At 65.2% G+C, this 25,664-nt stretch carries 23 protein-coding genes; 16 read left to right on the forward strand and 7 right to left on the reverse strand.

Going from position 1 to position 25,664, the window contains the following annotated elements:
* Positions 1-117 precede the first annotated feature (117 nt).
* Positions 118-1,704 carry an inorganic phosphate transporter gene (locus GXB81_RS03085; RefSeq protein ID WP_205988345.1) on the reverse strand — a complete coding sequence of 529 codons (1,587 nt, stop codon included), beginning with the start codon at positions 1,702-1,704 and terminating at the stop codon, positions 118-120.
* Positions 1,705-2,227: 523 nt separating this feature from the next.
* Here GXB81_RS03085 and GXB81_RS03090 point away from each other — a divergent pair.
* Both GXB81_RS03090 and GXB81_RS03095 read left to right on the forward strand, forming a co-directional pair.
* Positions 2,228-3,070 (forward strand): CHAD domain-containing protein, encoded by an 843-nt coding sequence (locus tag GXB81_RS03090; RefSeq protein ID WP_205988346.1) that lies wholly within the window; start codon positions 2,228-2,230, stop codon positions 3,068-3,070.
* Between the two features lie 143 nt (positions 3,071-3,213).
* Positions 3,214-4,782 carry a GGDEF domain-containing protein gene (locus tag GXB81_RS03095; protein WP_241016211.1) on the forward strand — a complete coding sequence of 523 codons (1,569 nt, stop codon included), beginning with the start codon at positions 3,214-3,216 and terminating at the stop codon, positions 4,780-4,782.
* Between the two features lie 228 nt (positions 4,783-5,010).
* Here GXB81_RS03095 and GXB81_RS03100 read toward each other — a convergent pair whose 3' ends face one another.
* From GXB81_RS03100 to GXB81_RS03110, 3 genes are all read right to left on the reverse strand, one after another.
* Positions 5,011-6,108, reverse strand: a complete 1,098-nt coding sequence (locus tag GXB81_RS03100; protein ID WP_205988347.1) for a VTT domain-containing protein — start codon at positions 6,106-6,108, stop codon at positions 5,011-5,013.
* Between the two features lie 170 nt (positions 6,109-6,278).
* A complete protein-coding gene (gene folE, locus GXB81_RS03105; protein WP_167044651.1) occupies positions 6,279-6,917 on the reverse strand; it encodes a GTP cyclohydrolase I FolE in 639 nt (212 codons plus the stop codon).
* Positions 6,918-7,085: 168 nt separating this feature from the next.
* Positions 7,086-8,015: a LysR family transcriptional regulator gene (locus GXB81_RS03110; protein WP_205988348.1), complete on the reverse strand. Its 930-nt coding sequence runs from the start codon at positions 8,013-8,015 to the stop codon at positions 7,086-7,088.
* A 430-nt stretch (positions 8,016-8,445) separates the two neighbouring features.
* On the opposite strand from GXB81_RS03110, the gene GXB81_RS03115 reads away from it, so the two are divergent.
* From GXB81_RS03115 to GXB81_RS03155, 9 genes are all read left to right on the forward strand, one after another.
* Positions 8,446-9,153, forward strand: a complete 708-nt coding sequence (locus tag GXB81_RS03115) for a 3-oxoacid CoA-transferase subunit A (protein ID WP_167044644.1) — start codon at positions 8,446-8,448, stop codon at positions 9,151-9,153.
* A 13-nt stretch (positions 9,154-9,166) separates the two neighbouring features.
* Positions 9,167-9,826 (forward strand): 3-oxoacid CoA-transferase subunit B, encoded by a 660-nt coding sequence (locus tag GXB81_RS03120; protein WP_167044641.1) that lies wholly within the window; start codon positions 9,167-9,169, stop codon positions 9,824-9,826.
* A 315-nt stretch (positions 9,827-10,141) separates the two neighbouring features.
* Positions 10,142-11,521 carry a 3-carboxy-cis,cis-muconate cycloisomerase gene (locus GXB81_RS03125; RefSeq protein ID WP_205988349.1) on the forward strand — a complete coding sequence of 460 codons (1,380 nt, stop codon included), beginning with the start codon at positions 10,142-10,144 and terminating at the stop codon, positions 11,519-11,521.
* Between the two features lie 5 nt (positions 11,522-11,526).
* On the forward strand, positions 11,527-12,318 hold the full coding sequence (pcaD, locus tag GXB81_RS03130; RefSeq protein WP_167281956.1) for a 3-oxoadipate enol-lactonase: 792 nt from the start codon (positions 11,527-11,529) through the stop codon (positions 12,316-12,318).
* Positions 12,315-12,713: a 4-carboxymuconolactone decarboxylase gene (pcaC, locus tag GXB81_RS03135; RefSeq protein WP_167044632.1), complete on the forward strand. Its 399-nt coding sequence runs from the start codon at positions 12,315-12,317 to the stop codon at positions 12,711-12,713. The genes pcaD and pcaC overlap by 4 nt, the downstream gene beginning before the upstream one ends.
* 353 nt (positions 12,714-13,066) lie before the next feature.
* Complete coding sequence (locus tag GXB81_RS03140; protein WP_205988350.1) at positions 13,067-15,016, forward strand: ABC transporter permease; 1,950 nt, start codon at positions 13,067-13,069, stop codon at positions 15,014-15,016.
* Positions 15,013-15,834 (forward strand): ABC transporter ATP-binding protein, encoded by an 822-nt coding sequence (locus tag GXB81_RS03145; protein ID WP_205988351.1) that lies wholly within the window; start codon positions 15,013-15,015, stop codon positions 15,832-15,834. The genes GXB81_RS03140 and GXB81_RS03145 overlap by 4 nt, the downstream gene beginning before the upstream one ends.
* Positions 15,831-16,544, forward strand: a complete 714-nt coding sequence (locus GXB81_RS03150) for an ABC transporter ATP-binding protein (protein WP_167044623.1) — start codon at positions 15,831-15,833, stop codon at positions 16,542-16,544. The genes GXB81_RS03145 and GXB81_RS03150 overlap by 4 nt, the downstream gene beginning before the upstream one ends.
* Positions 16,545-16,680: 136 nt before the next feature.
* Positions 16,681-17,889 (forward strand): ABC transporter substrate-binding protein, encoded by a 1,209-nt coding sequence (locus GXB81_RS03155; protein WP_205988352.1) that lies wholly within the window; start codon positions 16,681-16,683, stop codon positions 17,887-17,889.
* Positions 17,890-17,960: 71 nt separating this feature from the next.
* Here GXB81_RS03155 and GXB81_RS03160 read toward each other — a convergent pair whose 3' ends face one another.
* The gene (locus tag GXB81_RS03160) at positions 17,961-18,212 is read right to left on the reverse strand and encodes a hypothetical protein (RefSeq protein ID WP_167044617.1); all 252 of its coding nucleotides are present in this window, start codon (positions 18,210-18,212) and stop codon (positions 17,961-17,963) included.
* Between the two features lie 363 nt (positions 18,213-18,575).
* On the opposite strand from GXB81_RS03160, the gene GXB81_RS03165 reads away from it, so the two are divergent.
* From GXB81_RS03165 to GXB81_RS03180, 4 genes are all read left to right on the forward strand, one after another.
* Positions 18,576-18,974, forward strand: coding sequence for a VOC family protein (locus GXB81_RS03165; RefSeq protein ID WP_167044613.1), 399 nt, complete (start codon positions 18,576-18,578; stop codon positions 18,972-18,974).
* A gap of 63 nt (positions 18,975-19,037) precedes the next feature.
* On the forward strand, positions 19,038-19,649 hold the full coding sequence (locus GXB81_RS03170) for a tat (twin-arginine translocation) pathway signal sequence (protein ID WP_205988353.1): 612 nt from the start codon (positions 19,038-19,040) through the stop codon (positions 19,647-19,649).
* A gap of 16 nt (positions 19,650-19,665) precedes the next feature.
* On the forward strand, positions 19,666-21,252 hold the full coding sequence (locus tag GXB81_RS03175; RefSeq protein ID WP_205988354.1) for a GMC family oxidoreductase: 1,587 nt from the start codon (positions 19,666-19,668) through the stop codon (positions 21,250-21,252).
* Positions 21,253-21,315: 63 nt separating this feature from the next.
* Entirely contained in the window at positions 21,316-21,651 is a 336-nt protein-coding gene (locus GXB81_RS03180) for a ribbon-helix-helix domain-containing protein (RefSeq protein WP_167044604.1), read from the forward strand.
* 142 nt (positions 21,652-21,793) lie between these two features.
* Here the strand turns inward: GXB81_RS03180 and GXB81_RS03185 are convergent, their stop codons facing one another.
* Positions 21,794-23,122, reverse strand: a complete 1,329-nt coding sequence (locus GXB81_RS03185) for an aspartate aminotransferase family protein (protein WP_205988355.1) — start codon at positions 23,120-23,122, stop codon at positions 21,794-21,796.
* Positions 23,123-23,365: 243 nt separating this feature from the next.
* Between GXB81_RS03185 and GXB81_RS03190 the strand changes: the two genes are divergently transcribed.
* Positions 23,366-24,781 carry a PLP-dependent aminotransferase family protein gene (locus GXB81_RS03190; RefSeq protein WP_205988356.1) on the forward strand — a complete coding sequence of 472 codons (1,416 nt, stop codon included), beginning with the start codon at positions 23,366-23,368 and terminating at the stop codon, positions 24,779-24,781.
* Positions 24,782-24,885: 104 nt separating this feature from the next.
* Here the strand turns inward: GXB81_RS03190 and GXB81_RS03195 are convergent, their stop codons facing one another.
* A complete protein-coding gene (locus GXB81_RS03195) occupies positions 24,886-25,509 on the reverse strand; it encodes a LysE family translocator (RefSeq protein WP_167044595.1) in 624 nt (207 codons plus the stop codon).
* Positions 25,510-25,664: the final 155 nt, after the last annotated feature.

A 25,664-nucleotide genomic window follows, 5' to 3' on the forward strand; every position in this document is an offset into this window, starting at 1 on the left:
AGCGATTGGCGGTATCAAATAGCAGGGCAAAAAAAAGCGCGGTACGTTTTCTACGTACCGCGTTTTTTTATTGGCGAAGCCGGCGGTTGCAGCAACCGCCGGCCTGGACACTCAAGCTTAGAACACCGTCCGGAACAGCCAGTACAGACCCGCGGCGAGCGCGATCGAAGCGGGCAGCGTCAGCACCCATGCGAGGATCAGGCTGCGCACCGTGCTCCATTGCAGACCCGAGCCATTGGCCGCCATCGCGCCGGCCACGCCGGACGAGAGCACATGGGTCGTCGAAACCGGCAGGCCGTATACGTCGGCGGCGCCGATCGTCACCATTGCCACGACTTCGGCCGCCGCGCCCTGGCCATAGGTCAGATGCTGCTTGCCGATCTTTTCGCCGACCGTCACGACGATGCGCTTCCAGCCAACCATCGTGCCGAGCCCCAGCGCGATCGCGACCGCCACCTTGACCCATGTCGGAATGAACTTGGTGGCGTGATCGATCTGCGTTCTGAAGTTGCCGATCACCTTCGCATGCTCCGGCGCGAACTGCGGCTGGTTGGCCTTCTGCATCAGGCGGATCGCTTCGGACGTGACATACATATTGTTGCGCACGTTATCGACGATACCTTGCGGCACCGCGGCCATCGAGCCCGATGAGCCGACCTGGCTGCCGATCTGCGCGGTCAGCTGTTGCAGCGCGGGCAGCGTGGCCGGCGTCAGATGGCGTGTGCGTACGAACTCTTCGACATCGGCACGCGGATTCGCGGAGGGCGCCGCGCCCTGCGTATAGTTCGCGAGCGTCGTCGCGGTTTGCTGCGCGACGGCGACGAAGTTCTGCGTCTGCTCGGCGGTGACCGCCTTGTTTAGCGCATAGGCGGTCGGCACCGTGCCGATCAGGATCAGCATGATGAGGCCCATGCCTTTCTGGCCGTCGTTCGAGCCGTGTGCGAACGACACGCCCGTGCAGGTCAGAATCAGCAGACAGCGAATCCAGAACGGCGGCGGCTCCTTGCCCTTCGGCTCGGCATAGAGCGCCGGCACGCGCACGACCGCTTTCAGGATCAGCAGCAGCAGGCCGGCGAGCAGAAAGCCCACGATCGGCGAAAACAGCAGCGACTTGCCGACGCCGAGCGCCTGGTTCCAGTCGACGCCGCTCGTGCCGCTCGCACCGTGCATCATCTGATTCATCAGGCCCACGCCGATGATCGAGCCGATCAGCGTATGCGAACTCGACGACGGCAACCCGAAATACCAGGTGCCGAGATTCCAGATGATCGCGGCGATCAGCAGTGCGAACACCATCGCAAAGCCCGCGCTGCTGCCGACCTGCAGGATCAATTCGACCGGCAGCAGTTGCAGGATGCCGAACGCGACCGCGCCGCTCGACGTCAGCACGCCGAGAAAATTCCACGCGCCGGACCAGACGACCGCGAGGTTCGGTGTCAGCGAGTGGGTATAGATCACGGTGGCGACCGCGTTGGCCGTATCGTGAAAGCCGTTGACGAACTCGAAGCCGAGCGCGATCAGCAGTGCGATAGCGAGCAGCAGATACGGCAGGAACGAGCTTTCGCGAACGGGTTGCAGATCGTCGAGCAGATTGACGGCGCAATAGACGACGCCGGCGCCGAGCAGGGCGAGAAAGATAAACAGGCCGAAATTGCGCCCTTTGCCGCTAGCAGCGCCTGGTTGCGGATACGAGAGTTCCGGCATGACATGAGCCCCAAAAAGTGAGTCGCAGAGTTTCCGATGCTGCTTTCTTTACATGTCGTAATAATGACAATTTCGTGACGGCACTACAGGGTCTGCTTAACGAAGGCGTGGCAGTCGCTACGTGGCGGTGCGCCGCGCCGGAAAAGGGGTTTTCCCGCATGGCGGACGCAAGCGCACGGATGTCCGAAGCGAACCGGGCCGGCGGCCCGTTACGACGTGCTGGTGCTGCGTTGACCGGAGAAGCCCGCGTGTGGAGCGAAACCCTCGTGGTTTGCGGCTCGTGGTGCGCGGTGATGATGGCGTGCTGCGCGGCTCGACGATTGCGCCGCCCGCGTATAGATCAAGATAGACGCTCGCGACACGCGGCGCCATCGTGCTGCAAGGAAGAGTGTACGGGTATGGATGCGCGTGGGAAATATTTGCGGGCGTTTTTATGCGTATCGGGGGTATCGAATGGGTTGCATACCCGCTGAGTCCCCTTTTTGCTACCCTCGAAGTAACGTCGTGTTGCGGGGGAGTGTCGATGAAGCAAGACAGCGGGACAACCAGCCAACTGGCGCAGGACGCTTCGGCGCAGCAGGCATTTGCATCCTATGCCAGGCCGCTGATCGGCGAGGCGATCGAACTTGCCGAGGCGGTGCATCAGGACCCGTCGCCCGAAGCGCTGCACGAGCTGCGCGTATCGTTGCGGCGCTTGCGCTCATTGTGGTGGGCCTTCGCGCCGTTGCTCGACGAGGGCGAGAATGCACGCCAGCGCGCGGTCTATCAGTTTCTCGCGAGCGCGGCCGGCAAGACGCGCGACTGGGACATCCTGATCGAATTGCTCGCGCGGAACCGCAGCGCGAGGGAACTGATACCCAAACTCGAGGAAGCACGCGGCGAAACGCTTGCGGTTAGCCGCCAAACGCTTCTGAATGCGGACGTCAAGCATCTGCTGCGCGATGCATTCACGCGCACGACGGCGGAACTGAATACCGCGCACGCACCGCGTATTGCGCTGCGTCAATTTGCGTTCAAGCGCGTCAGCGCATCGAAGCGGTCGATGAAAAAGCGCGTCAAACGCGCAAGCCGCGCAAAGCGCTCCGATTACGCGGCTTTTCACGATGTCAGGAAAGCGGGCAAGAAACTGCGCTATCTGTTCGAGTTTTTCGGGCCGGTTCTGAAGGGCGGCCAGAAGCGCACGCTCAAGCGTTTAAAGCGCATCCAGAAATGCTTCGGCGAGCTGAACGACACGGTCGCAAGCGAGGCGCTGTTGCGCGACAATGCCGCATTGCTGGCCGGCGCCGGCGATTTCGACGGCGCGCTGCAGTGGCTCGATAAGGAGCGCAAGCGCCATTTGCGCGCGGTGGCCGGATTGCTGCGCTGATCGCACGCGCTTACGCAGTGCGATGCAGTGCGACGCAGTTCGGCTCGCCGACGCCGCGCGGGCCTGCCAGATTCGAAGCATGACCGGGGTGTAGGCCGCGGCGCAACGACGCCGCGGCGGAATCGTCCGCGAAAGGAGAGTTGATGAGCGTGGCATGGCGGACGCTGCTGTGGCGGTTGCATACGATGTTTCATCTCGGCAGGGCCGCCATGACGCGCTACCTCGGCAACCGGCCATGGCTCGCCGGCGTGGCGGGCACGCTGGTCGCCACGCTCATGGCGGTGCTGACGCTATTGACGCTCGACGCGGGCCGCACCGAAACGCTCGATCATGCGCGGCAGACCTCGCGCAATCTCGTCTCGATCATTTCCGCCGATCTCGCGCGCAACGTCGAAATCTACGACCTGTCGCTGCAATCGATGGTGGACGGCGCGCGCAATCCGGTTATCTCGGCATTGCCCGTCAAGGTGCGACGCTCGCTGCTGTTCGAGCGCGCGACCACCGCGCCCTATCTCGGCGGCGCCTATCTGATCGGCGCCAATGGCGCAGTCATGGTCGCGCAATACGACGACGCCCACCCCGCGGTTCGTCTTGACGACCGCGATTATTTTCAGGCGCAGCAGCGCAATCCGGCGGCCGGCCTGTTTTTCTCGCATCCTTACCGCTCGCGGCTGCGCGACAACAAACTGTCGATTGCGCTGACGCGGCGCATCAACGACGAGCAGGGCGGCTTTGCCGGTATCGCGCTGATCGCGATTCGCATCGAGTATTTCCAGCATCTGATCGATCGCGTCGATCCCGGCAAACAGGGCTCGGTGTTTATCGCGATGAGCGACGGCACGCTGCTTGCGCGCAAGCCGTTTGTCGCGCGCGATATCGGCGCGAGCATCGCGAAGTCGCTCTCCTTTCAGACGATGGCGACGCACGACGCCGGGACCTATCTGTCGGTCGCGGCCGTCGACGGCGTGCGCCGCATCTATAGCTACGCGCATGTACCGGGCACGCCGCTGATCGCGGTGGTGGCGCCCGCCGTCGACGACGTGCTCGAGCCGTGGCGGCACCGCACCGAGATTGCCGTTGCGCTGACGTTCGTATTCGGCGGCGTCTTCGTTTTCGTGTCGTGGCTGCTGGCGTTTGCATTGCGCGACAAGCAGCGCGCGCAGGCCGCGCTGGTGCGGCTTGCCGCGACCGATCCGCTGACGCGGCTCAGCAATCGCCGCGTGCTCGACAAACGGCTCGACGAAGAATGGGGACGCGCGCGGCGCGAGCAGCAGCCGTTGTCGGTGCTGTTTGTCGATATCGATCACTTCAAGCGCTTCAACGATACCTATGGTCATGCGAGCGGCGACGAAACGCTGATCGCGGTGGCCCGTTGCATCTCGTCGGTTGCGCGGCGCCCAGCCGATCTGGTCGCACGCTATGGCGGCGAGGAGTTCGTGGTGCTGCTGCCGGACACGACGGCGCAGGGCGCCTTCGAGGTTGCCGAGCAGATTCGCCGCAAGGTGGCAAGCCTGGCGATCGAGCGCGGGCACGATACGCCGCTTGCAGTGACGGTGAGCGTCGGTTGCGCGAGCGCGATGCCCGCGCATGGCGGCAGCGCGCTCGAATTGCTGGCTACCGCCGATCAGCAGTTGTATATCGCCAAGGAGCAGGGACGCAATCGCACGAGATCGGCGCAATGGGACGAGTGCGCGGCGACGCAGGGGACGTAGGTATCGGTGCTTTGTGCGGCAAGGCATGTGGCGCAAAGCAAAGCGCATGCGGGGCTGAAGCGGCGCTGGTGCGGCCCTTGTGTCGTTGTGGCCGTGCCGCGTGGCTTCGCGATTGCCGCCGTGCGGCGCGGTGCGCCTCGATGCGCTTGAAGCCGCTTCAATCCGCTTGAGCCTGTGTGAGCCTGCTTGAGCCCGCCTGACCTTGCTTTACCCCCGCCTGACTCCGCTTCAACTTGCCCTGACGCGGCTTACACGCGGCGCGCTGCGTGGCGCGAAACCGCGCAGCGTGATCGCATCCTGCGTGTCGCCGCGCGAGCGCGGCATCTTCGTGGCCGCCGCAATCTGTCCATCCTTATGCGCCGGCAAGCCGACCGGAAAGCCGCGCCGCTGCCATGCGTCGAGCCCGCCGCGTAGCGCTCGAATCCGCGTATAGCCGTTGCTGCGCATCCGTTGCGAGACGTCGAGCGCGGTCGCGCTGTCCGGGCAGATGCAGTAGATCACCATGTCGTGCGTACGCAGCGCGCCGTCGAGCTGCTCGGGCGAATGCGGATCGAGCGCGAGCGCGCCGGGGATGCCGTGCGTCGAGTCGAGCAGCGGCGCGCCGGGCCGGGCATCGAAGACTTGCGACGGCGCCATGCGGCGCCAGCCGCGCGCGATTTTCGGCGCGGGCCGCGCGGGTTGCATGGATGACTGCAGCGAGGCTTGCAGCGAGGCTGCGCGCGCGAGCCGCCGCCCCCGGTCGCGCGCATACAGGCGATACAGCAGATACGCGAGCGCCGCGGCGAGCAGGAGATCGGCGAGCGTGCCGCCGCGCGATTCGACGAACGCGCGCAGCATATGCAGCTCTCTTTGGACCGCCGCGCCGCCCAGCAGCCAGAACGTCGCCCAGCCGAGCGCGCTCATGACATCCCAGAGCGCGTAGATGCGGGCATCGACGGCGGTCGTGCCCATCAGCGGCGGGGTGATGAGGCCGAGCCCCGGTACGAACTTCGAGATCGACACGAGCGGCACGCCATAGTGCTCGAAGAGCGAGCGCGCCATGTCGAGCCGCGTATCGACGGCCGGCGACAGACGGCCGAGCGCTGCCAGCAGCTTGCGGCCATAGAGACGGCCCGCGGCGAACCAGGCGCCGTCGCCGAGCACTGCGCCGAGCACGGCCGCGCCGAGCACCGGCCAGAACGACAACGTGCCGGCGGCGATCGCCGAGCCCGCGAACAGCAGCACCGGGACCGCGGGAATCGGCATGCCGAGGCGCGTCAGCAAGACATTGGCGAATACGATTGCGCCGCCCCAGGTGGAAATCGCCGACGACGGAAGCTCTACCAATTGAGGCGCTCCTGTTCCTGCGGTTGGGCTGATGCTGCCGGGGCGGCTGGCCCTGGCCGGCTTCACTTGACCGGCTTCAGCGGCCAGCTTCAGTGGTCAGCGTCAGGGGCCGCGACGGCCTGCAAGGCAAGGCTCGGGCATTCGGAAGAAGTCTCGAGCCCTGATCCCGCTCACGTATTCGGCACCGCCATTCCGCCGGGGCTGCCGACGATCGACAGAAACTCGCGGCGCGTCGACGGATCGGTGCGGAACGTGCCGAGCATGCGCGAGGTGACCATCGTGACGCCGGCCTTATGCACGCCGCGCGTCGACATGCACTGGTGCGCGGCTTCGAGAATCACGCCGACGCCGGCCGGTTGCAGCACGTCGTTCAGCGTATCGGCGATCTGCACGGTCATCTTTTCCTGGATCTGCAGACGCTTCGCGAATGCATCGACGAGCCGCGCGAGCTTCGAGATGCCCACCACGCGATGCTGCGGCAGATAGGCGACGTGCGCGCGGCCGATGATCGGCACCATATGGTGCTCGCAATAGCTTTCGAAGCGGATGTCCTTCAGCACGATCATTTCGTCGTAGCCGTCCACTTCGGAGAAGGTGCGGGCGAGGATTTCGCGCGGATCGGTCTGGTAGCCCGCGAAGAACTCCTCGTACGAGCGGACCACGCGCGCGGGCGTGTCGAGCAGCCCTTCGCGGCGCGGATCGTCGCCGGCCCAGCGCAACAGCACGCGCACGGCGGCTTCAGCTTCTTCGCGGCTCGGGCGGGGCTCGGCCGCTGCGGTTTTGGTCTTTTTTGCCTTGCTGCTGGTCATGCGTCGTTCCTCCTGGATCGCGCGGCGACGCTGCGCGTGGCGCGCGGGGTCAGTCACTGCGGCCATTGTTCCATGTTTGCGCGCAAAGGTGTCGAAGTTCCCGGCGGCGGTCAGAGCGCGCGAGGGAACCGCGTCGATTGCCGCGCGCCCGCGTGCGAAGCGGCACGCTTACTTTGGCCATTCGTCCATCGCGTCGTTGAAGAGCTCGGAGACCACGCCGCGCAGCCACGTGCCGCGCGGATCGTTATGAAACTTGCGATGCCAGTGTTGCCGCAGATCGAAGCGCGGCAACGGCAGCGGCGGTTCGACCAGCATGATCGACGCATGCTCGGAGACATAGGCGAAGCCGATCGCGTGCGGCACCGTCGCGAGCAGGTCGGTGCGCGCGAGGATAAACGGCAGGCTCATGAAGTGCGGCGTTTCGAGCACCGCGCGGCGGTTGATGCGCTTTTTCGCCAGATACTGTTCGAGCACTTCCTGGCTGCGTCCCTCGGAACGCACGACCGCGTGGCCCGAGGCCACGTACTGCTGGAGCGTGAGCGGCGCCTTCGCGAGCGGATGGCCGCTGCGCATCAGGCAGATGAAGCGGTGCGTGAAAAGCCGCTGCTGGAAAAAGTTATTGCCCGCGAGGTCCGGAAAATAGCCGACCGCGAGATCGACGTCGCCCGATTCGAGCCCGCGTTCCACCTGCGACGGCGACAGCGTGACCGAGCGCAGATTCGCGCACGGCGCGCGCTCGGCGAACAGTTGCAGAAGCCGCGGCAGAAACACGATTTCGCCGACGTCGGACAGCGCGATCGAAAACGTATGGGTGCTGGTGACCGGCTCGAAGTCCTGCACGTCGAGCATGCCTTTCTCGATGCGCAGGAGCGCGTCGCGCGCGGCGGGCAGGATCGCGAGCGCGCGCGGCGTCGGCTCCATGCCTTTGGAGGTGCGCACGAAGAGCGGATCGTCGAAGTATTCGCGCAGCCGGCCGAGCGCGGTGCTGACGCGCGGCTGGCTCACGCCGAGCTGCTCGGCGGCGCGGCTCACGTTGCGCGTGTCTTCCATCGCGACGAGGTAGGGGATCAGGTTCAGATCCAGCGGTGTCTCGGACATGCTCGGCTCGTTATCGGCTTGCGGGGCGGGCGGTCGGGCGGGCACGGGTGCGGCCCGGGTGTGGCCCGTTTGTGCCTATTCCGTATCGCTATAAAGGGTAGTTGAAAAATCGCCCGTAAGCATACTGGGAATAGCCGTTGGCGGTTTTTTCGCGCGCCGCGAAGCGCGCGTTGTCACGTGCCGCGACCTATGATGAAGGGGATTTCCCTGCCTTGACAATGCGGCCCAAGGGCAACCATAATCGCCGAATCGTTCGCTAAACGAATCACTGTTCATACAACGAACAAATCGACGGTGAACGAACCGAAGGCGCCAGCCCGCTCCCAACGTCGCGAGCCGTCGCCAGCATGCCCGGAGACTGTTCCGCGCGAGCCTTGCCGGTTACGGCGGTACGCTCGGCGGCACGTAGTGCCCCCAAAGGAAATTCGACATGATCAACAAGATTTTCGAGTCACTGCAGTCGGCGGTCGCCGATGTCCACGACGGCGCGACCGTCATGATCGGCGGCTTCGGCACGGCAGGGATGCCGTCGGAGCTGATCGACGCGCTTATCGAGCAAGGCGCGCGCGACCTGACCATCGTCAACAACAACGCCGGTAACGGCGACATCGGCCTCGCCGCGCTGCTGAAGACCAAGCGCGTGCGCAAGATCGTCTGCTCGTTCCCGCGCCAGAGCGATTCGTATGTGTTCGATGCGCTCTATCGCTCCGGCGAAATCGAACTCGAACTCGTGCCGCAAGGCAATCTCGCCGAGCGCATCCGCGCGGCGGGCGCCGGCATCGGCGGCTTTTTCACGCCGACCGCGTACGGCACCAAGCTCGCCGAAGGCAAGGAAACGCGCCTGATCGACGGCCGCCACTATGTGCTCGAAGCGCCGCTGCATGCGGACTTCGCGCTGATCAAGGCGTACAAGGGCGACCGCTGGGGCAACCTGATCTATCGCAAGACCGCGCGCAACTTCGGCCCGATCATGGCGAGCGCGGCGAAAACCGCGATCGTGCAGGTCTCGCAAGTCGTGCCGCTCGGCGGCCTCGACCCGGAAGAAATCGTCACGCCGGGCATTTTCGTGCAACGCGTGATTGAAGTGCCGCAAGCGGTGCATGCCCCGACGCCCAATCCTCACGACGCTGCTGCCTGATTCGGAGACCGACATGAAGAAACTGACCCGCGATGAAATGGCCAAGCGCGTTGCCCAGGATATTCCTGAAGGCGCTTACGTGAACCTCGGCATCGGCGTGCCGACGCTGGTGGCGAACCATCTCGCCACCGACAAGGAAATCTTCCTGCACAGCGAAAACGGTCTGCTCGGCATGGGCCCGGCACCGGCGAAGGGCGAGGAAGACGACGAACTGATCAACGCCGGCAAGCAGCACGTTACGCTGCTGACGGGCGGCGCCTATTTCCACCACGCCGATTCGTTCGCGATGATGCGCGGCGGCCATCTCGACTTCTGCGTGCTCGGCGCGTTCCAGGTGTCGGCGAAGGGCGACCTCGCGAACTGGCACACCGGCGCACCCGACGCGATTCCGGCTGTCGGCGGCGCGATGGACCTCGCGATCGGCGCGAAGCAGGTCTACGTGATGATGGAGCACCTGACCAAGCAGGGCGAAAGCAAGATCGCCGCCGAGTGCTCGTACCCGGTTACCGGTGTCGGCTGCGTGACCCGTATCTATACGGACCTCGCGATGATCGACGTGGCGAAGGAAGGCCTCGTGGTGCGCGAGATCTTCTCGGATATCGGCTTCGACGAGCTGGTGAAGCTGACCGGCGTGCCGATGACCGACGGCACGCAGTCCGCGCGCGCGGCCTGATGGCTGGCTGAGTGGTGCGACAGGGCCGGCGCCGATGGAGCAAACGCTTCGTTGGCGCCGGCCCGGCAATTTCGGCGGCATGCCCGCCGCGTTTGGCGCAAAATACACGGCGACGCGCAATCGTGCGAACCGGCGTGTCAGGCCACCTGATGCGGCCCTGCGCCGGGCGAGCGTGAGCGCGAAGCACGACATGACGTGCGCAGCCGGAGATTGCGACCGCGGCAACCGCGGCAAGCGCGCCGGCTCGCGTCAACGTTGAGCCGTTGCGCGCCACGCTCATTCTTCATCCCCGATTCCCTCGAACCCGACGTCACCATGCTCGACTCCAGCGCCCGTCTGACTGGCCTTCTTTGCGGCACGCAGCCGATGAACGACATCTGGGCGCCGCGTGCCACGCTGCAACGGATGCTCGACGTCGAAGCCGCGCTCGCGCGCGCTTCGGCCGCCCATCATGTCATTCCCCACACCGCCGTGCCTGCGATCGAGGCGGCCTGCCAGGCCGACCAGCTCGACGCCGACGCGCTCGCGCGCGATGCCGCGCTCGGCGGCAATCTCGCGATTCCGCTCGTCAAGCAACTGACCGCGCGCGTCAAGGCCGCCGATGCCGAAGCCGGCAAATACGTGCACTGGGGCGCGACGAGCCAGGACATTATCGATACGGCGACGGTGCTGCAACTGCGCGACACGTTCGATCTGCTCGACAGCGGTTTGCAAGCCACCTGCGACGCGGTCGCGACACTCGCGGCCACCCATCGCGCGACGCCGATGATCGGCCGCACATGGCTGCAACAGGCGCTGCCGATCACGCTCGGCCTCAAGTTCGCGCAATGGCTCGACGCGCTGCTGCGTCATCGCGAGCGGCTCGATGCATTGCGCGAGCGCGTGCTCGTGCTGCAATTCGGCGGCGCGGCCGGCACGCTCGCGAGTCTGCGCGAGGCGGCGCCGCAGGTTACGCAAGCGCTCGCGAAGGAACTCGGCCTTGCCGTACCGACCTTGCCGTGGCATACGCAGCGCGATCGCATCGCCGAAACGGCAGCGCTGTTCGGCATGCTGATCGGCACGCTCGGCAAGATCGCACGCGATATCTCGCTACAGATGCAGACCGAAATCGACGAGCTTGCAGAACCGGCCGCGGCCGGCAAGGGCGGTTCGTCGACCATGCCGCACAAGCGCAACCCGGTCGGCTGCGCGGCCGTGCTGACCGCCGCGACGCGCGCGCCGGGACTCGTCTCGACCGTGTTCGCGGGCATGGTGCAGGAGCACGAACGCGCGCTCGGCGGCTGGCAGGCCGAATGGGACGCGCTGCCGGACCTCGCGCGCCTCGCGGGCGGCGCGCTCGCGAATATCGAGCAGATCGCCGCCGGCCTGAATGTGAACGTGACGCGTCTCGCCGCGAATCTCGACGTCACGCACGGCCTGATTCTCGGCGAAGCGGTCATGCTCGCGCTCGGCGATTCGATCGGCCGGCTCGACGCGCACCATCTGGTCGAGCGCGCCTCGAAGGCGGCGATCCGCGACGGCAAGACGCTGTACGAGGTGCTGTCCGCCGACGCGGACGTCACCGCCCATCTTTCGGCCGAGCGCCTGCAAGCGCTGCTCGACCCCGCTCAATACGTCGGCCAGGCGCACGCATATGTGGACGCGGCGCTGGCGCTTCATTCCATGCGCGCGCAGCGCGCCCATTCCAAGGAGTAACCGGCATGCCCTACGCCGCAGTCAACGGCACCGAGCTTCACTACCGCATCGACGGCGACCGTCACGGCCACGCGCCGTGGATCGTGCTGTCGAATTCGCTCGGCAGCGATCTGTCCATGTGGACGCCGCAGGTCGCGGCGTTGTCGAAGCATTTCCGCGTGCTGCGCTACGACACGCGCGGCCACGGCCATTCGGAAGCGCCGAAGGGGCCGTACACGATCGAGCAACTGACCGGTGACGTGATCGGCCTGATGGATACGCTGAAGATCGCGCGCGCGCATTTCTGCGGCGTGTCGATGGGCGGCCTGACCGGCGTCGGTCTTGCCGCGCGTCACGGCGACCGCTTCGAGCGCGTCGTGCTGTGCAACACGGCCGCGCGCATCGGCTCGCCGGAAGTGTGGGTGCCGCGCGCCGCGAAGGCCCGCAACGAAGGCATGCTCGCGCTGGCCGACGCGGTGCTGCCGCGCTGGTTTACGGCTGACTTTATCGAGCGTGAGCCGATCGTGCTGGCGATGATCCGCGACGTATTCGTGCATACCGACAAGGAAGGCTATGCATCGAACTGCGACGCGATCGACGCGACCGACCTGCGCCCCGAAGCGCCCGGCATCAGGCTGCCGGCGCTCGTCATCAGCGGCACGCACGACGTTGCCGCGACGCCCGCGCAAGGCCGCGAACTGGCCCAGGCGATTCCGGGCGCGCGCTATGTCGAACTCGACGCCTCGCATATTTCCAACATCGAGAAGGCCGACGCTTTCACGAAGACCGTACTCGACTTCCTGACGGAGACGAAATGAACGACGAAGACCGCTACGAAGCCGGAATAGGCGTGCGCCGCGCAGTGCTCGGCAATGCGCACGTCGACCGCTCGCTTGCGAATCGCACCGAGCTGACCGAAGAATTCCAGAACTTTATCTCGCGCTATGCATGGGGCGAGATCTGGACGCGCGATGGCCTGCCGCGTCATACGCGCAGCCTGCTGACCATTGCGATGATGGTCGCGCTGAACCGCAACGAAGAACTCGCGCTGCATCTGCGCGCCGCGAAGAACAACGGCGTGACGCGCGAGCAGATCAAGGAAGTGCTGATGCAGAGCGCGATCTATTGCGGCGTGCCGGCAGCCAATTCGGCGTTCCATCTCGCCGACAAGCTGTTCCGCGAAGACGATGCCGCGGCGGCGGCAAAGCCTTAAGCGTATCGCAAGCCGCATCGCAATCTTCTGCTGATTGAAGATGAAGAACGCGCGCCGGGATGTTGTCCGGCGCGCGTTTTTTTATGCACGGCGGCGCCACTGCGGCGCGCCTACCTGGCGTTGCCGCATCCAGCAGGTTCCGCGACCCCACGCAACGAGTATTGGCCCGCCGCCACACACTGCACGCCCGTTCGCTTCGGCGTAGATTTTGTGTGGGTTGTGATGCGGGATGATTCACTGGTAGTGTCCTGCCTTTGACGCGGGCGCATGGTGCCGCACGCGCTGCAACGCCCGCCGACCGTGCCGACGCGCCCGCCGCTCGCACGCCTTTCGGCTGGCCGCCGAGGGTCGCAATGCTTTCGAATCTGCTGGTACAACTGGTCAACGGACTTGCCGATGCCTCGACGCTGTTTCTCGTTGCCGCCGGCCTGTCGCTGATCTTCGGCGTAACGCGCATCGTCAACTTTGCGCATGGCTCGTTCTATATGATCGGGATTTACGTCGCGTACAGCATCGCGAGCCGCTTCGGCCATACGGTGGCGGGCTTCTGGCTGTCGGTGCTGGCTGCCGCGCTGGCGGTCGCGGTGCTCGGCACGCTCGTCGAAATCGTGGTGCTGCGGCGTATCTATCAGGCACCCGAGTTATTCCATCTGCTCGCGACATTCGCGCTCGTGCTGATCTTTCGCGATGCCGCGCTCTGGCTGTGGGGCCCCGACGATCTGTTCGGCCCGCGCGCGCCGCATCTCGCCGGCGCGGTCGATTTTCTCGGCCATCCGCTGCCGACCTACGATATCGCGCTGATCGTCATCGGTCCGCTGGTGCTGCTGCTGCTCTGGTATGCGTTGACGCGCACGCGCTGGGGCACGCTCGTGCGCGCCGCGACGCAGGACCGCGAGATGCTCGGCGCGCTCGGCATCAACCAGGCGTGGCTGTTTACCGGCGTGTTTTTCGTCGGCGCGTTTCTCGCTGGGCTCGGCGGCGCGCTGCAAGGGCCGCGCATGTCGGCGAACCTGTCGCTCGATCTCGAGACGATCGGCAATGCGTTCGTGGTCGTCGTGGTCGGCGGCATGGGTTCGATTCCGGGGGCGTTTATCGCGGCGCTGCTGATCGCCGAGATCAAGGCGCTATGCATCGGCATCGGCCATGTGACGCTGTTCGGCGTGGGCCTGTCGCTGAGCCGTTTTACGCTCGTCGCGGAGTTTGTCGTGATGGCGGTCGTGCTCGTCGTGCGGCCGTGGGGACTGCTCGGCCGCGCGAGCGTCGCGGTGCGCGGCATGGGCGCGCCGGAAGCGCCGCTGCGTCCCGCGAGCAGGCGCGTGAAGTGGCTCGCCGCGCTCGTGTTGCTGGTTCTCGCGCTCGCGCCGCTCGCGGCCGGGGCGTTTCCGTATATGCCGGTGCTGCTCGTCGAAATCCTGATCGCGGTGCTGTTCGCGGCGAGCCTGCATTTCATCATGGGGCCGGGCGGCATGCATTCATTCGGCCATGCCGCGTATTTCGGGCTCGGCGCATACGGCGCCGCGCTGTTTCTCAAGGTGCTCGATCTGCCGATGGAAGCCGCGCTGCTGCTCGGCCCGTTGCTTGCCGTGCTTGGCGCGCTTGTATTCGGCTGGTTCTGCGTGCGCCTCTCGGGCGTCTATCTCGCGATGCTCACGCTCGCGTTCGCGCAGATCGTCTGGTCCGTCGTATTCCAGTGGGACGACGTGACGGGCGGCAGCAATGGCGTGCTCGGCTTATGGCCGTCGAACTGGCTGGCGTCGCCGCTTGCCTACTATTACCTGACGCTCGTTTGTGCCGCGCTCGGTGTGTGGCTGTTGCGCCGCATGCTGTTTTCGCCGCTCGGCTATGCGATGCGCGCGTCGCGCGATTCCGTGCTGCGCGCCGAGGCGATCGGCATCGATGCCAGGCGCGTGCAGTGGGCCGCGTTCGTGATCGCGGCGCTGTTCTGCGGGCTCGCCGGTTCGCTGTATGCGTTCTCGAAGGGCACTATCTCGCCGGAAGTCATCAGCGTGAGCCGTTCGGTCGACGGTCTCGTGATGGTGCTGCTCGGCGGCTTGCAAACGCTGAGCGGGCCGCTCGTCGGCGCGGCGGTATTTACGTGGTTGCAGGATACGGTCGCGCGGCAGACCGACTACTGGCAGGCGCTGCTCGGCGTCGCGATCCTGCTGCTCGTGATCGCGTTTCCGCAGGGCATGGTCGGCTTCGTTCGCGAGCGTTTCGGCGATGCGAGCCTCGATCATGCCGATGAAAACAGCGGCGGCACGTCACCCGCGCAGCGCACCGAAGCGGTCAAGGAGGGCCTATGAGTCTGCTGCGCGTGAGCGGCCTGTCGAAATCGTTCGGCGGCGTCAAGGCCGTCGACGACGTTTCCTTCGCTCTCGAAGCCGGTCAACTGCTGGCGCTGCTCGGGCCCAACGGCGCGGGCAAATCGACCTGCTTCAATATGGTCAACGGACAGTTGCCGCCGTCGTCGGGCTCGATTCTTCTCGACGGGCACGAACTGGCCGGCATGCGTCCGCGCGATATCTGGCGGCTTGGCGTGGGCCGCACGTTCCAGATTGCCGCTACGTTCAATTCGATGACGGTGCTCGAAAACGTGCAGATGGCGCTCGTGTCGCGCGAGAAAAAGACCTTCAGTATATGGAGGCCGGCGCGCTCGCGTTATGCCGACGAAGCGTTCGCGCTGCTCGAACAGGTCGGCATGACCGCGCACGCGAGCCGCGCATGCGGCGTGCTCGCGTATGGCGACGTGAAGCGCGTCGAACTCGCGATCGCGCTCGCGAACCGTCCAAAGCTGTTGCTGATGGACGAACCGACGGCCGGCATGGCGCCGCAGGAGCGCCACGAATTGATGGCGCTGACCAAACGGCTCGTTATCGAGAACGGGATCGGCGTGCTGTTTACCGAGCACAGCATGGACGTGGTGTTTGCCTACGCCGATCGCATGATCGTGCTCGCGCGCGGCAAGCTGATCGCCGAGGGCGATGCGCAGACGATCCGCAACGACGCACGCGTGCAGGAAGTCTATTTCGGCACCGGCAAGACGTTCCGGCCGCAGGCGCCGTTGCTTCACGCAGCAGGTGGCGCGAACGGCCACGGTCGAGACGAAGGGGTGCGGCAATGAGCGAACCGATGCTGAAGGTAGCCGGCCTCAACGCGTTCTATGGCCGCGCGCATATCCTGTTCGACGTCGATCTCGAAGTCGGCCGCGGCGAAGTCGTCGCGCTGCTCGGCCGCAACGGCGCGGGTAAATCGACGACGATGAAAGCGATCATGGGGTTGCTGCCGCGCCGTCGCGGCGAAGTGACGTTTCGCGGCCAGAATATCGGCGCGCTGCCGCCGCACAGGATCGCGCGCATGGGCGTCGGCTTCGTGCCCGAGGACCGCCGCCTATTCGCCGATCTGAGCGTGATGGAAAATCTCGATACGGGCCGCCAGCCACCGCGCGAAGGCGCGCCGCAATGGACGCCGGACAAGCTGTTTCGCCTCTTTCCGAATCTCGGCGAAATGCCGAAGCGCCCAGGCGGACAGATGAGCGGCGGCGAGCAGCAGATGCTCACGGTATCGCGCACGCTGATGGGCAATCCTTACCTGGTGTTGCTCGACGAACCGTCCGAAGGCGTCGCGCCCGTGATCGTCGAGCAGATGGCGAACATGATTCTCGAACTGAAGCGCGAGGGACTCTCTATTCTGTTATCCGAACAGAATCTGCATTTCGCCGAACTGGTCAGCGATCGCGCGTACGTGCTTGAAAAAGGGCAGATCCGTTTCGGCGGCACGCTCGGCGAGCTTGCGCAAAACGATACGGTCAGGCGTGCATGTCTAAGCGTATGAGTCGGCGTATGAATGCGCGTATGAAGCGATACGGTACGATGCCGGCTTGTTGCGGCGAGTATCGCCTCGGTTGCCGCGCCGCCCGCCACCCGAATACCGGAAAAAACCCGCAATCCTTCAGACAACGGAGAAACGCATGACCACGCGCGCAGGATGGATCTCTCGCCTCATGGTGTCGGCCGCGTGCTCGTTTGCCGCATTCGGCGCGAGCGCACAGCAGACCATCAAAATCGGCGAGATCAATAGCTACAAGGCGCAACCCGCCTTTCTCGGACCTTACCGCAACGGCTGGACTCTCGCGCTCGAACAGGTGAACGCGGCGGGCGGCGTGCTCGGCAAGCCGCTCGAAGTGATTTCGCGCGACGACAACGGCAACCCCGGCGATACGATTCGCGTTGCGCAGGAGCTGATTGCGCGCGAGCAGGTGCAACTGCTGTTCGGCGGTTATCTGTCGAATACGGGCCTCGCGCTCACCGACTTTGCGAAGCAGAAGAAGATGTTCTTCCTTGCCGCCGAACCGCTGACCGACAAGATCGTCTGGGCCGACGGCAATCAATACACGTACCGTCTGCGTCCGTCGACCTATATGCAGGTTGCGATGCTCGTGCCGGAAGCGGCGAAGCTCAAGAAGAAGCGCTGGGCGCTCGTCTACCCGAACTACGAGTACGGGCAGTCGGCGGTGGCGACCTTCAAGAAACTGCTGACGGCCGCGCAGCCCGACGTGCAGTTCGTCGTCGAACAGGCCACGCCGCTCGGCAATATCGACGCGGGCGCCGTGACCCAGGCGATCGCCGATGCGAAGCCCGACGCGATCTTCAACGTGCTGTTTAGCGCAGACCTCGGCAAGTTCGTGCGCGAGGGCAATACGCGAGGGCTCTTCAAGGATCGCGCGGTCGTTTCGCTGCTGACCGGCGAGCCCGACTATCTCGATCCGCTCGGGGCCGAAGCGCCGAGCGGCTGGATCGTGACCGGTTATCCGTGGTATTCGATCGATACGGCCGCCAATAAAAAATTCGTCGAGGCGTATCAGGCGCGCTTCCACGATTATCCGCGGCTCGGTTCGGTGGTCGGCTATACGGCGATGATGTCGATCGCGGACGGGATTCGAAAGGCCGGCTCGGTCGATTCCGACAAGCTCGCCGCCGCGTTCAAGGGGCTCAACGTACAGACGCCGTTCGGGCCGATCATGTTCCGTCCGCAGGACAACCAGTCGACCATGGGCGCGTATGTCGGCGTGACGGCGCTGAAAGACGGCAAGGGCGTGATGACGTCGTACCGGTATATCGACGGCGCGAGCGTGCAGCCGTCGGATGCCGAGGTGAAGAAACTGCGGCCGGCGGAGTAGCGGAGTAGGGGGCCGGCGGCCTAAAAATACCGGCGGCCTTCACGCTTCACGACACCGAAGGCCGCCGCCAGCTACTCTTCCGCGTCGTGCTCCATGACGAAGTGCTTCAGATAGGCGAGCACGGCCGCTTCCATCGCACGATGATCGGCGGTGCTTTTCGAGCCCGCGCTGGCCTCGTCGCCGAATAGCGTGGCCGGCGCGTCGTGCACGTCCACTTCCTGCCCTTCGCGAAACACGCGAATTTCGTGGACGTCTTCGGCATATTCGGCGACCCAGTGCACGCCCTCGATATGCGTACCCGCGCGAACGGTGGGACTCTTCATGAACGTCTCCTCAAAGCGGTCGACCTGAGTTGGCGCTTCAGCGCCGACTCCGATCCCATGCAAAGCGATCGACCCGAGTTAGCTCTTCATCGCCTATTCTGATCCCATACCAGGCAGCCGGCCAGATCGGGCATCGCTTCAGGTATCACCTCAGGTCTCACTTTACACACGGTTCTGCGCAAACCGCATCGCGCGCGCCTCGCAAATGTGGACACGACTCCGTGTAATCCCTGGCATGGATTTAGCCGCGTATTACCTCGGCCGCCGCCGCGGTCGCTACATTTGACTCCATGGTCGGCGCAAACGGGCTCGCGCCGTTCCTCGCGCTGCCGGCACACGCATCGCACACTGACGGAGGAGGATATGGCGAAACTCATCCACACGATGATTCGCGTGCGCGATCTGGAGCGCTCGCTCGCTTTCTATGAGACCGTACTCGGCATGACGCCGAGCCATCGGCTCGATTTCGACGACTTCTCGCTCGTCTATCTGCGCAACGGCGAAGCCGATGCCGAAATCGAACTTACCTGGAACAAGGGCCGCGAGACGCCGTACACGCATGGCGACGGCTACGGCCACGTCGCCGTCGTGGTCGACGACACGCACGCGGAGCGCGAACGCCTGCTCGGTCTCGGCTTCGCGCCCAAGGACCTGCGCGAATTTAAAAACGACGCGGGCGAATTGCTTGCGCGCTACTTCTTTATCGAAGACCCGGACGGCTACAAGATCGAGGTGCTGGAGAAGCACGGACACTATCGCTAGTCCGGCACCCGCCCGCGCGCAAGGATGCCCACAGTCCGCGCGCCAACATGGAAGGAGACGACGATGACAGGCAAGACCATCGATATTGCCCTCGACGCGCAAGCGGCGAGCGGGACGCGTGCGCGCATCGCGCTTACGCGCCGCGAATGGCTCAAGGGCACGGGCATTCTGATCGGCACGCTCGCGGTATCTTCCTCGCTGGCGATGTTCGCGCCGAGCCGCGTCTGGGCGCTCGAACTCAAGCATCTCGACACGCATCAGGGCGCCGTGCTGCTGGCGATGACGAAGCAGCTCTATCCGCACAAGACGCTCGACGACGCCGTTTATGCGCTCGCGGTCAAGGACCTCGACGCCAAGGCGCAGCAGGACGCGGCCGTGCGCAAGCAACTGGCCGACGGCGTGACAGCGCTCGATAAAAAGGCCCCGGGCGGAGACTGGACAAAGCAGGCGGCCGAGGCGCAGGCCAGCGACGTCGCCGCCCTCGCGGGCACGCCGTTCTTCGAAACGGTGCGCGGCACGGCCGTGGTGTCGATCTACAGCAGCACGCTCGCGTACCAGCATTTCGGCTATGGCGCGAGCGAGGGCGACGGCGGCTATCTGTTCAAGGGCTTCAATAATCTCGCGTGGCTGCCCGAGCCGCCCGCCGAGGACAGCGGCCCGGTTCCGGCGGCGTGACATCGGGAGACCCAACATGGCAACGACACAAGGCAGCACACGCTTTTCGCTCGACGACCATAACGTGGTCGTTATCATCGGCTCCGGCGCGGGCGGCGGCACGCTCGCGAACGAACTCGCGCAGAAGGGCATCGACGTGGTCGTGCTCGAAGCGGGCGCGCACAACACGCCGGCCGATTTCAAAACGGAAGAGTGGGATGCGTTCCATCTGCTCTCCTGGCTCGATCCGCGCACGGCCTCGGGCAGCTGGCGCGTGGCGCGCGATTTCCCCCATCTGCCCGCGTGGATCTGCAAGACGGTCGGCGGTACGACCACGCACTGGGCCGGCGCGAGCCTGCGCATCCAGCCGCACGAATTCAAGGCGCGCACGACCTATGGCGCCATCGACGGCGCGACGCTGCTCGACTGGCCCGTGACGCGCGAGGATCTCGATCCGTACTACGACCGCGCCGAGAAGAAGATGGGCGTGACGCGCACGAACGGCTGGCCGGGCCTGCCGGGCAACAATAATTTCAAGGTGATGTTTGCGGGCGCCACCAAGGTCGGCTATCGCCAATGCAACACCGGGCATATGGCGATCAACAGCGTGAATCGCGACGATCGCAGCCACTGCTATCAACGCGGCTTCTGCTTTCAGGGCTGCCGCTTCAGCGCGAAGTGGTCCACGCTCTATACCGAGCTTCCGAAGGCGCAGGCGACGGGCCATATGGAATTGCGGCCGCATTCGCACGTTGCGCGCATCGAACACGATGCGCACGGCAAGGTGAATGCCGTGCTCTATTACGACGGCAAAGGCAAGCTGCAACGCCAGAGGGCACGCGTGGTGGCGGTCGCGGGCAACTCGATCGAAACGCCGCGTTTGCTGCTTGCCTCGGCATCGAGCCGCTATCCGAACGGACTCGCCAATTCGTCGGACCAGGTGGGACGCAATTACATGCGCCATACGACGGGTTCTGTCTACGCCACGTTCGAAAACAAGGTCGAGATGTTCAAGGGCACGACGATGGCCGGCATCATCGAGGACGAAGCGCGCTTCGATCCGAAGCGCGGCTTCGCCGGCGGCTATCATATGGAGACCATCTCGCTCGGCTTGCCGTTTTACGCGGCGTTCCTGAATCCCGGTGCGTGGGGCGCCGACTTCGCGCACGCGATGGACGCGTATCCGTACACGGCGGGCATGTGGATCGTCGGCGAGGACATGCCGCGCGCGAACAACCGCATTACGCTCAATCACGACGTGAAGGATCAGTTCGGACTGCCGGTGGCCAACGTCAATTTCGACGATCATCCCAATGACGAGGCGATGCGCGAACATGGCTTCAAGCAGGGCACGGCCGTGTACGAAGCGGCGGGTGCGAAGACGGTGTATCGCGTGCCGCCTTATCCGTCGACGCATAATCTCGGCACGGCCCGCATGAGCGCGCGAGCGGAAGACGGCGTATGCAACCGCTTCGGGCAGACGCACGACATTGCGAATCTGTTTATTTCTGATGGCAGCCAGTTCACGACCGGCGCGGGCGAGAATCCCACCTTGACCATCGTGACGCTCGCGATCCGCCAGGCCGACTATATCGCCGGGCAGATGAGCAAACGCGAAATCTGACGGGCTGGCGTAGCGGCGCGAGGTGGGGCGAGGGCCGCTACGTCATCATTTGCGAGGGACAGTATGTGCAATGTCTATGTCAACGCCGATCCGATCCTCTATGAATCGCGCACGCGCGCGCTGCGCATTCATGGCGTCGTCACGACGGTCCGGCTCGAAAATCTCTTCTGGGATGTACTCCAGGAAATCGCCAACCGCGAGAACATGACCACGACCCAATTCGCCGTCAAGCTCTACGACGAACTGCTGGCCTTGCGCGGCGAAGAGCCGCTGAATTTCGCGTCTTTTCTGCGCGTATGCTGCCTGCGGTATTTATCGACGAGTGCCGCGCGCAACGAGGCGGCGGGAGACTTGCCGGGCAATCCCGCCTTTCGGCCCAAGATCGTGAAGACTGTTTGAGCCTGTGCGTTTGAACCCGCGTGTTTGAACGCGTGTATCGCATGCGCATCTACAGGCGCATCCACGCGAGGCGCGATAAAAAAAGCGGCGGCACGCCAACGCGTGCCGCCGCTTCTGCTTTCGAGCGTGTTTCGAGCCGCGCTTACTGCACGGTCGCGAGCACCTCGCCAACCGTCCTGAAGAGATGCGCGATCTGCTCCTCGTCGATGATGAGCGGCGGCGAAAACGCGAGGATATCGCCGGTAAAGCGGATCAGCACGCCCGCCTCGAAGCATTTGACGAACGCCTCGTAGGCCCGCGCGCCCGGCGCGCCGTCGCGCGATTCGAGCTCAATGCCCGCGACGAGGCCGAGGTTGCGCACGTCCTTGACGTGCTTCGCGCCGCGCAGCGCATGCGCGGCCGCTTCGAACGTCGGCGCGAGGCCGGCCGCGCGTTCGAACAGTTTGTCGCGGCGATACAGGTCGATCGTCGCGATCGCGGCGGCGGCCGCGGCCGGATGCGCCGAATACGTGTAGCCGTGGAACAGCTCGATCGCGCCCGGCGCGCCGCTATTCACGACCGTATCGTGGATCGCGCGGCTCGCCGCGACCGCGCCCATCGGAATCGCCGCGTTATTGATCGCCTTCGCCAGCGTGATGATGTCCGGCGTCACGCCGAAGCGCTCGCTCGCGGTCGCCTTGCCGAGGCGGCCAAAGCCCGTGATGACCTCGTCGAAAATCAGCAGGATGCCGTGCTTCGTGCAGATTTCGCGCAGCTTCTGCAGATAGCCTTGCGGCGGAATCAGCACGCCGGTCGAACCGGCCACCGGCTCGACGATGACCGCGGCGATCGTCGACGCATCGTGCAGCGCGACGAGGCGCTCCAGTTCCTCGGCCAGATGCGCGCCCCACGCGGGCTGGCCCTTCGAGAACGCATTGTGTTCGAGGTTGTGCGTGTGCGGCAGATGGTCGATCGCGGGCAGCAGCGCGCCCGAGAAGGCCTTGCGGTTCGGCGAGATGCCGCCGACCGAAATGCCGCCGAAGCCGACGCCGTGATAGCCGCGCTCGCGGCCGATCAGACGCGTGCGCTGGCCTTCGCCGCGCGTGCGGTGATAGGCCAGCGCGATTTTCAGCGCGGTATCGACCGATTCGGAGCCCGAGTTCGTAAAGAAGATGCGGTCGAGGCCGGCCGGCATCAATTCGGCGACCTTGGCGGCCGCTTCGAACGCGAGCGGGTGACCCATCTGGAAGGTCGGCGCGTAATCGAGCGTCGAGAGCTGCGCGGTGATCGCCGCGACGATCTCGTCGCGGCTATGACCCGCATTCACGCACCATAGACCCGCGCAGCAGTCGAGCACTTCGCGCCCGTCGGTGCTGCGGTAGTACATGCCCCTCGCCGATTCCAGCAGGCGCGGCGCGGCCTTGAACTGGCGGTTGGCGGTGAAGGGCATCCAGAACGACGACAGATCGTCGATGACGGGGCGCGAGTTCATGGCATTTCCTTGGAGTAGGTGGGGGTGCGGGTTTTCTGCGTAGCCAAACTGTAGCGCTCGCGGTTTAATGACGGCATAAACAGTTGACGAAGTGTGGTGCTAACTGTGCTGGCGGATTCGCTTGAACTGTTCCGGTGGGCGATCGATTCACGGCGCGAATGCTCAGGCACCGCATCCACAGCGTCCATTCACCCCGGCCGGCCGTCGCGGCCCGTTTTTTTGCCTGGATTCATCGCCCGCATCATGATCGAACTGGAACTTCAGCGCGACCGGCGCGCCGCGTCGACGCTCGTCGAGCAGGTCGTGCAAGGCTTCGCGCAGGCGATCGAGGCGCAATCGCTGCGCGCGGGCGCGCTGCTGCCGTCGGTGCGGCAGCTCGCGCACAGCCATGCGCTGAGCACCTTCACGGTGACCGAGGCCTACGGCCGGCTCGTCTCGATGGGGCTCGTGGTCGCGCGGCGCGGCTCCGGCTATCGCGTGGCGGCGCGCGGACCGGCCACGCGCGCGGCCGCCGACGACTGGCAGCCGCCGAGCCTGACCGCGACCTGGCTGCTGTCCGACGTGTTCGCCGACCATTCGGTGCCGATCAAGGCCGGCTGCGGCTGGCTGCCGGCCGAGTGGATTAACGAAAGCGGCTTGCAGCACGCGTTGCGGGCGATAAGCCGGGTGCCGGCCGTGCGCCTCGGCGACTACGGTCATCCGTACGGTTTCGCGCCGTTGCGCGAGCGCGTCGCCGAACAACTGGACCGGCGCGGCCTGCCCGTCGACGTGACGAACGTGCTGCTCACCCAGGGCGCGACGCAGGGGCTCGATCTGATCGTGCGCACGCTGCTGCGCGCGGGCGATACGGTGATCGTCGAAGATCCCGGCTATTGCAATCTGCTGCAGATCCTCAAGCTCGCCGGCCTCGTCGTGCATGGCGTGCCGCGCACGCCGGCCGGCATCGATACCGACGTGCTCGACACGCTGGTCGCGCGGCACAAGCCGAAGGCGATCTTCGTCAATACGACGCTGCAGAATCCGACCGGTGCGACCTTCGGCATGTCGGCCGCGTTCCGTGTGCTGCAGATCGCCGAGCGCGAGCGCATGTGGGTGATCGAGGACGACGTGAGCCGCGAACTCGCGCCGTCGGGCGCGCCGCTTTTTGCCGCGATGGAAGGGCTGCAGCGCGTGGTGTACGTGAGCGGCTTTTCGAAGACGGTGACGCCCGCGCTGCGCTGCGGCTATGTGGTGGCCGAGACGGCGGTGCTGCGCGAACTCGCGCGCACGAAGATGGCGGTGGGGCTGACGTCGTCCGAAACGATCGAGCGGATTGTCGACAAGGTGCTGGTCGAGGGGCGCTATGCGCGCCATGTCGAGACCGTCAACGAACGGCTCAAGCTCGCGCAGGCCGCGCTCGAAGAACGGCTCGATGCGCTCGGGCTCGAGATTTTTCACCGGCCGCGCGCGGGGCTTTTCATGATGGCGCGCCTGCCGATCGAGCCCGAGCGCGCGGGCGCGGTCGCGACGGCCGCGCTCGCGCATGGCATCTGGCTCGCGCCCGGTTCCTACTTCCGTCCCGACGACGCGCCGAGCACCTGGTTCCGCTTCAACGCGCCGTACTCGACCGACGATGCATTGTGGCGCTTCATCGAGCGGGTCGGGCAGGGCGCGTTCTGAGCGCGGCGGGCGGATGTGGCAGTGCGAGGCGTGCTACGAAAGCCGTAACGTGCGGCACCGCGGCGCTGTGTTGTGCGGTGTTAGGCCGCGAAGGCCGGCCGTGCTCAGCCGCCGTGGCCGAACAGCTTCAGCGCGATCGGATACAGCGAGGCCACCAGCAGCAGCGCCATCGCCACGTTGAAGATGCGCAGCCGCTTCGGATTCGACAGTACCTGTCGCATGGCCGTGCCGAAACCCGCCCATAGGCAGATGCACGGAAAGCCGATCACGTAGAACACCACCGCCATCGCGACGACATTCATGCCGAAGCTCTCGCTGAGGTGGATCGTCGTGGCCGCGGTCAGCACCATCATCCACGCCTTCGGATTGACCCACTGGAACGCGATCGCTTCGTGAAAGCGCATGGGCCGGCGCTCGCCCTTCTTGAGCTTCAGTTCGCCCGAGGTGCCGATTTTCCACGCCAGATACAGCAGATACACGACGCTGACAGCTTCGAGCACCGTGTACAGCACGGGGAAATGCACGAACGCCTCGCCGAGACCGATGCCGACCGACAGCATCAACAGCACCATGCCGGCGCTGATACCGGACAGGTGCGGCAGCGTGCGGCGAAAGCCGAAATTGACGCCCGAGGCCAGCAGCATGGTGTTGTTCGGACCGGGCGTGATCGACGTGACGAGCGCGAACAGAATGCCGGCGGGCAGCGCGCTGAGACTGACGTAAGACATGAATGGCTCCGTGGCGGCGGAAAGGTGAATGACCGATGAAGCTCATTCTATCGGGGTGATCCGGTACAGTACCTATACGGTTTGGGGATGATGTCCGGTACGGATCGGGGCCTCATGGGAAGCGTGATCCATGCCTCTCACGGAGCAGGGGACGG

The organism is Paraburkholderia sp. Ac-20336 (assembly GCF_017105025.1).
GTDB lineage: Bacteria > Pseudomonadota > Gammaproteobacteria > Burkholderiales > Burkholderiaceae > Paraburkholderia.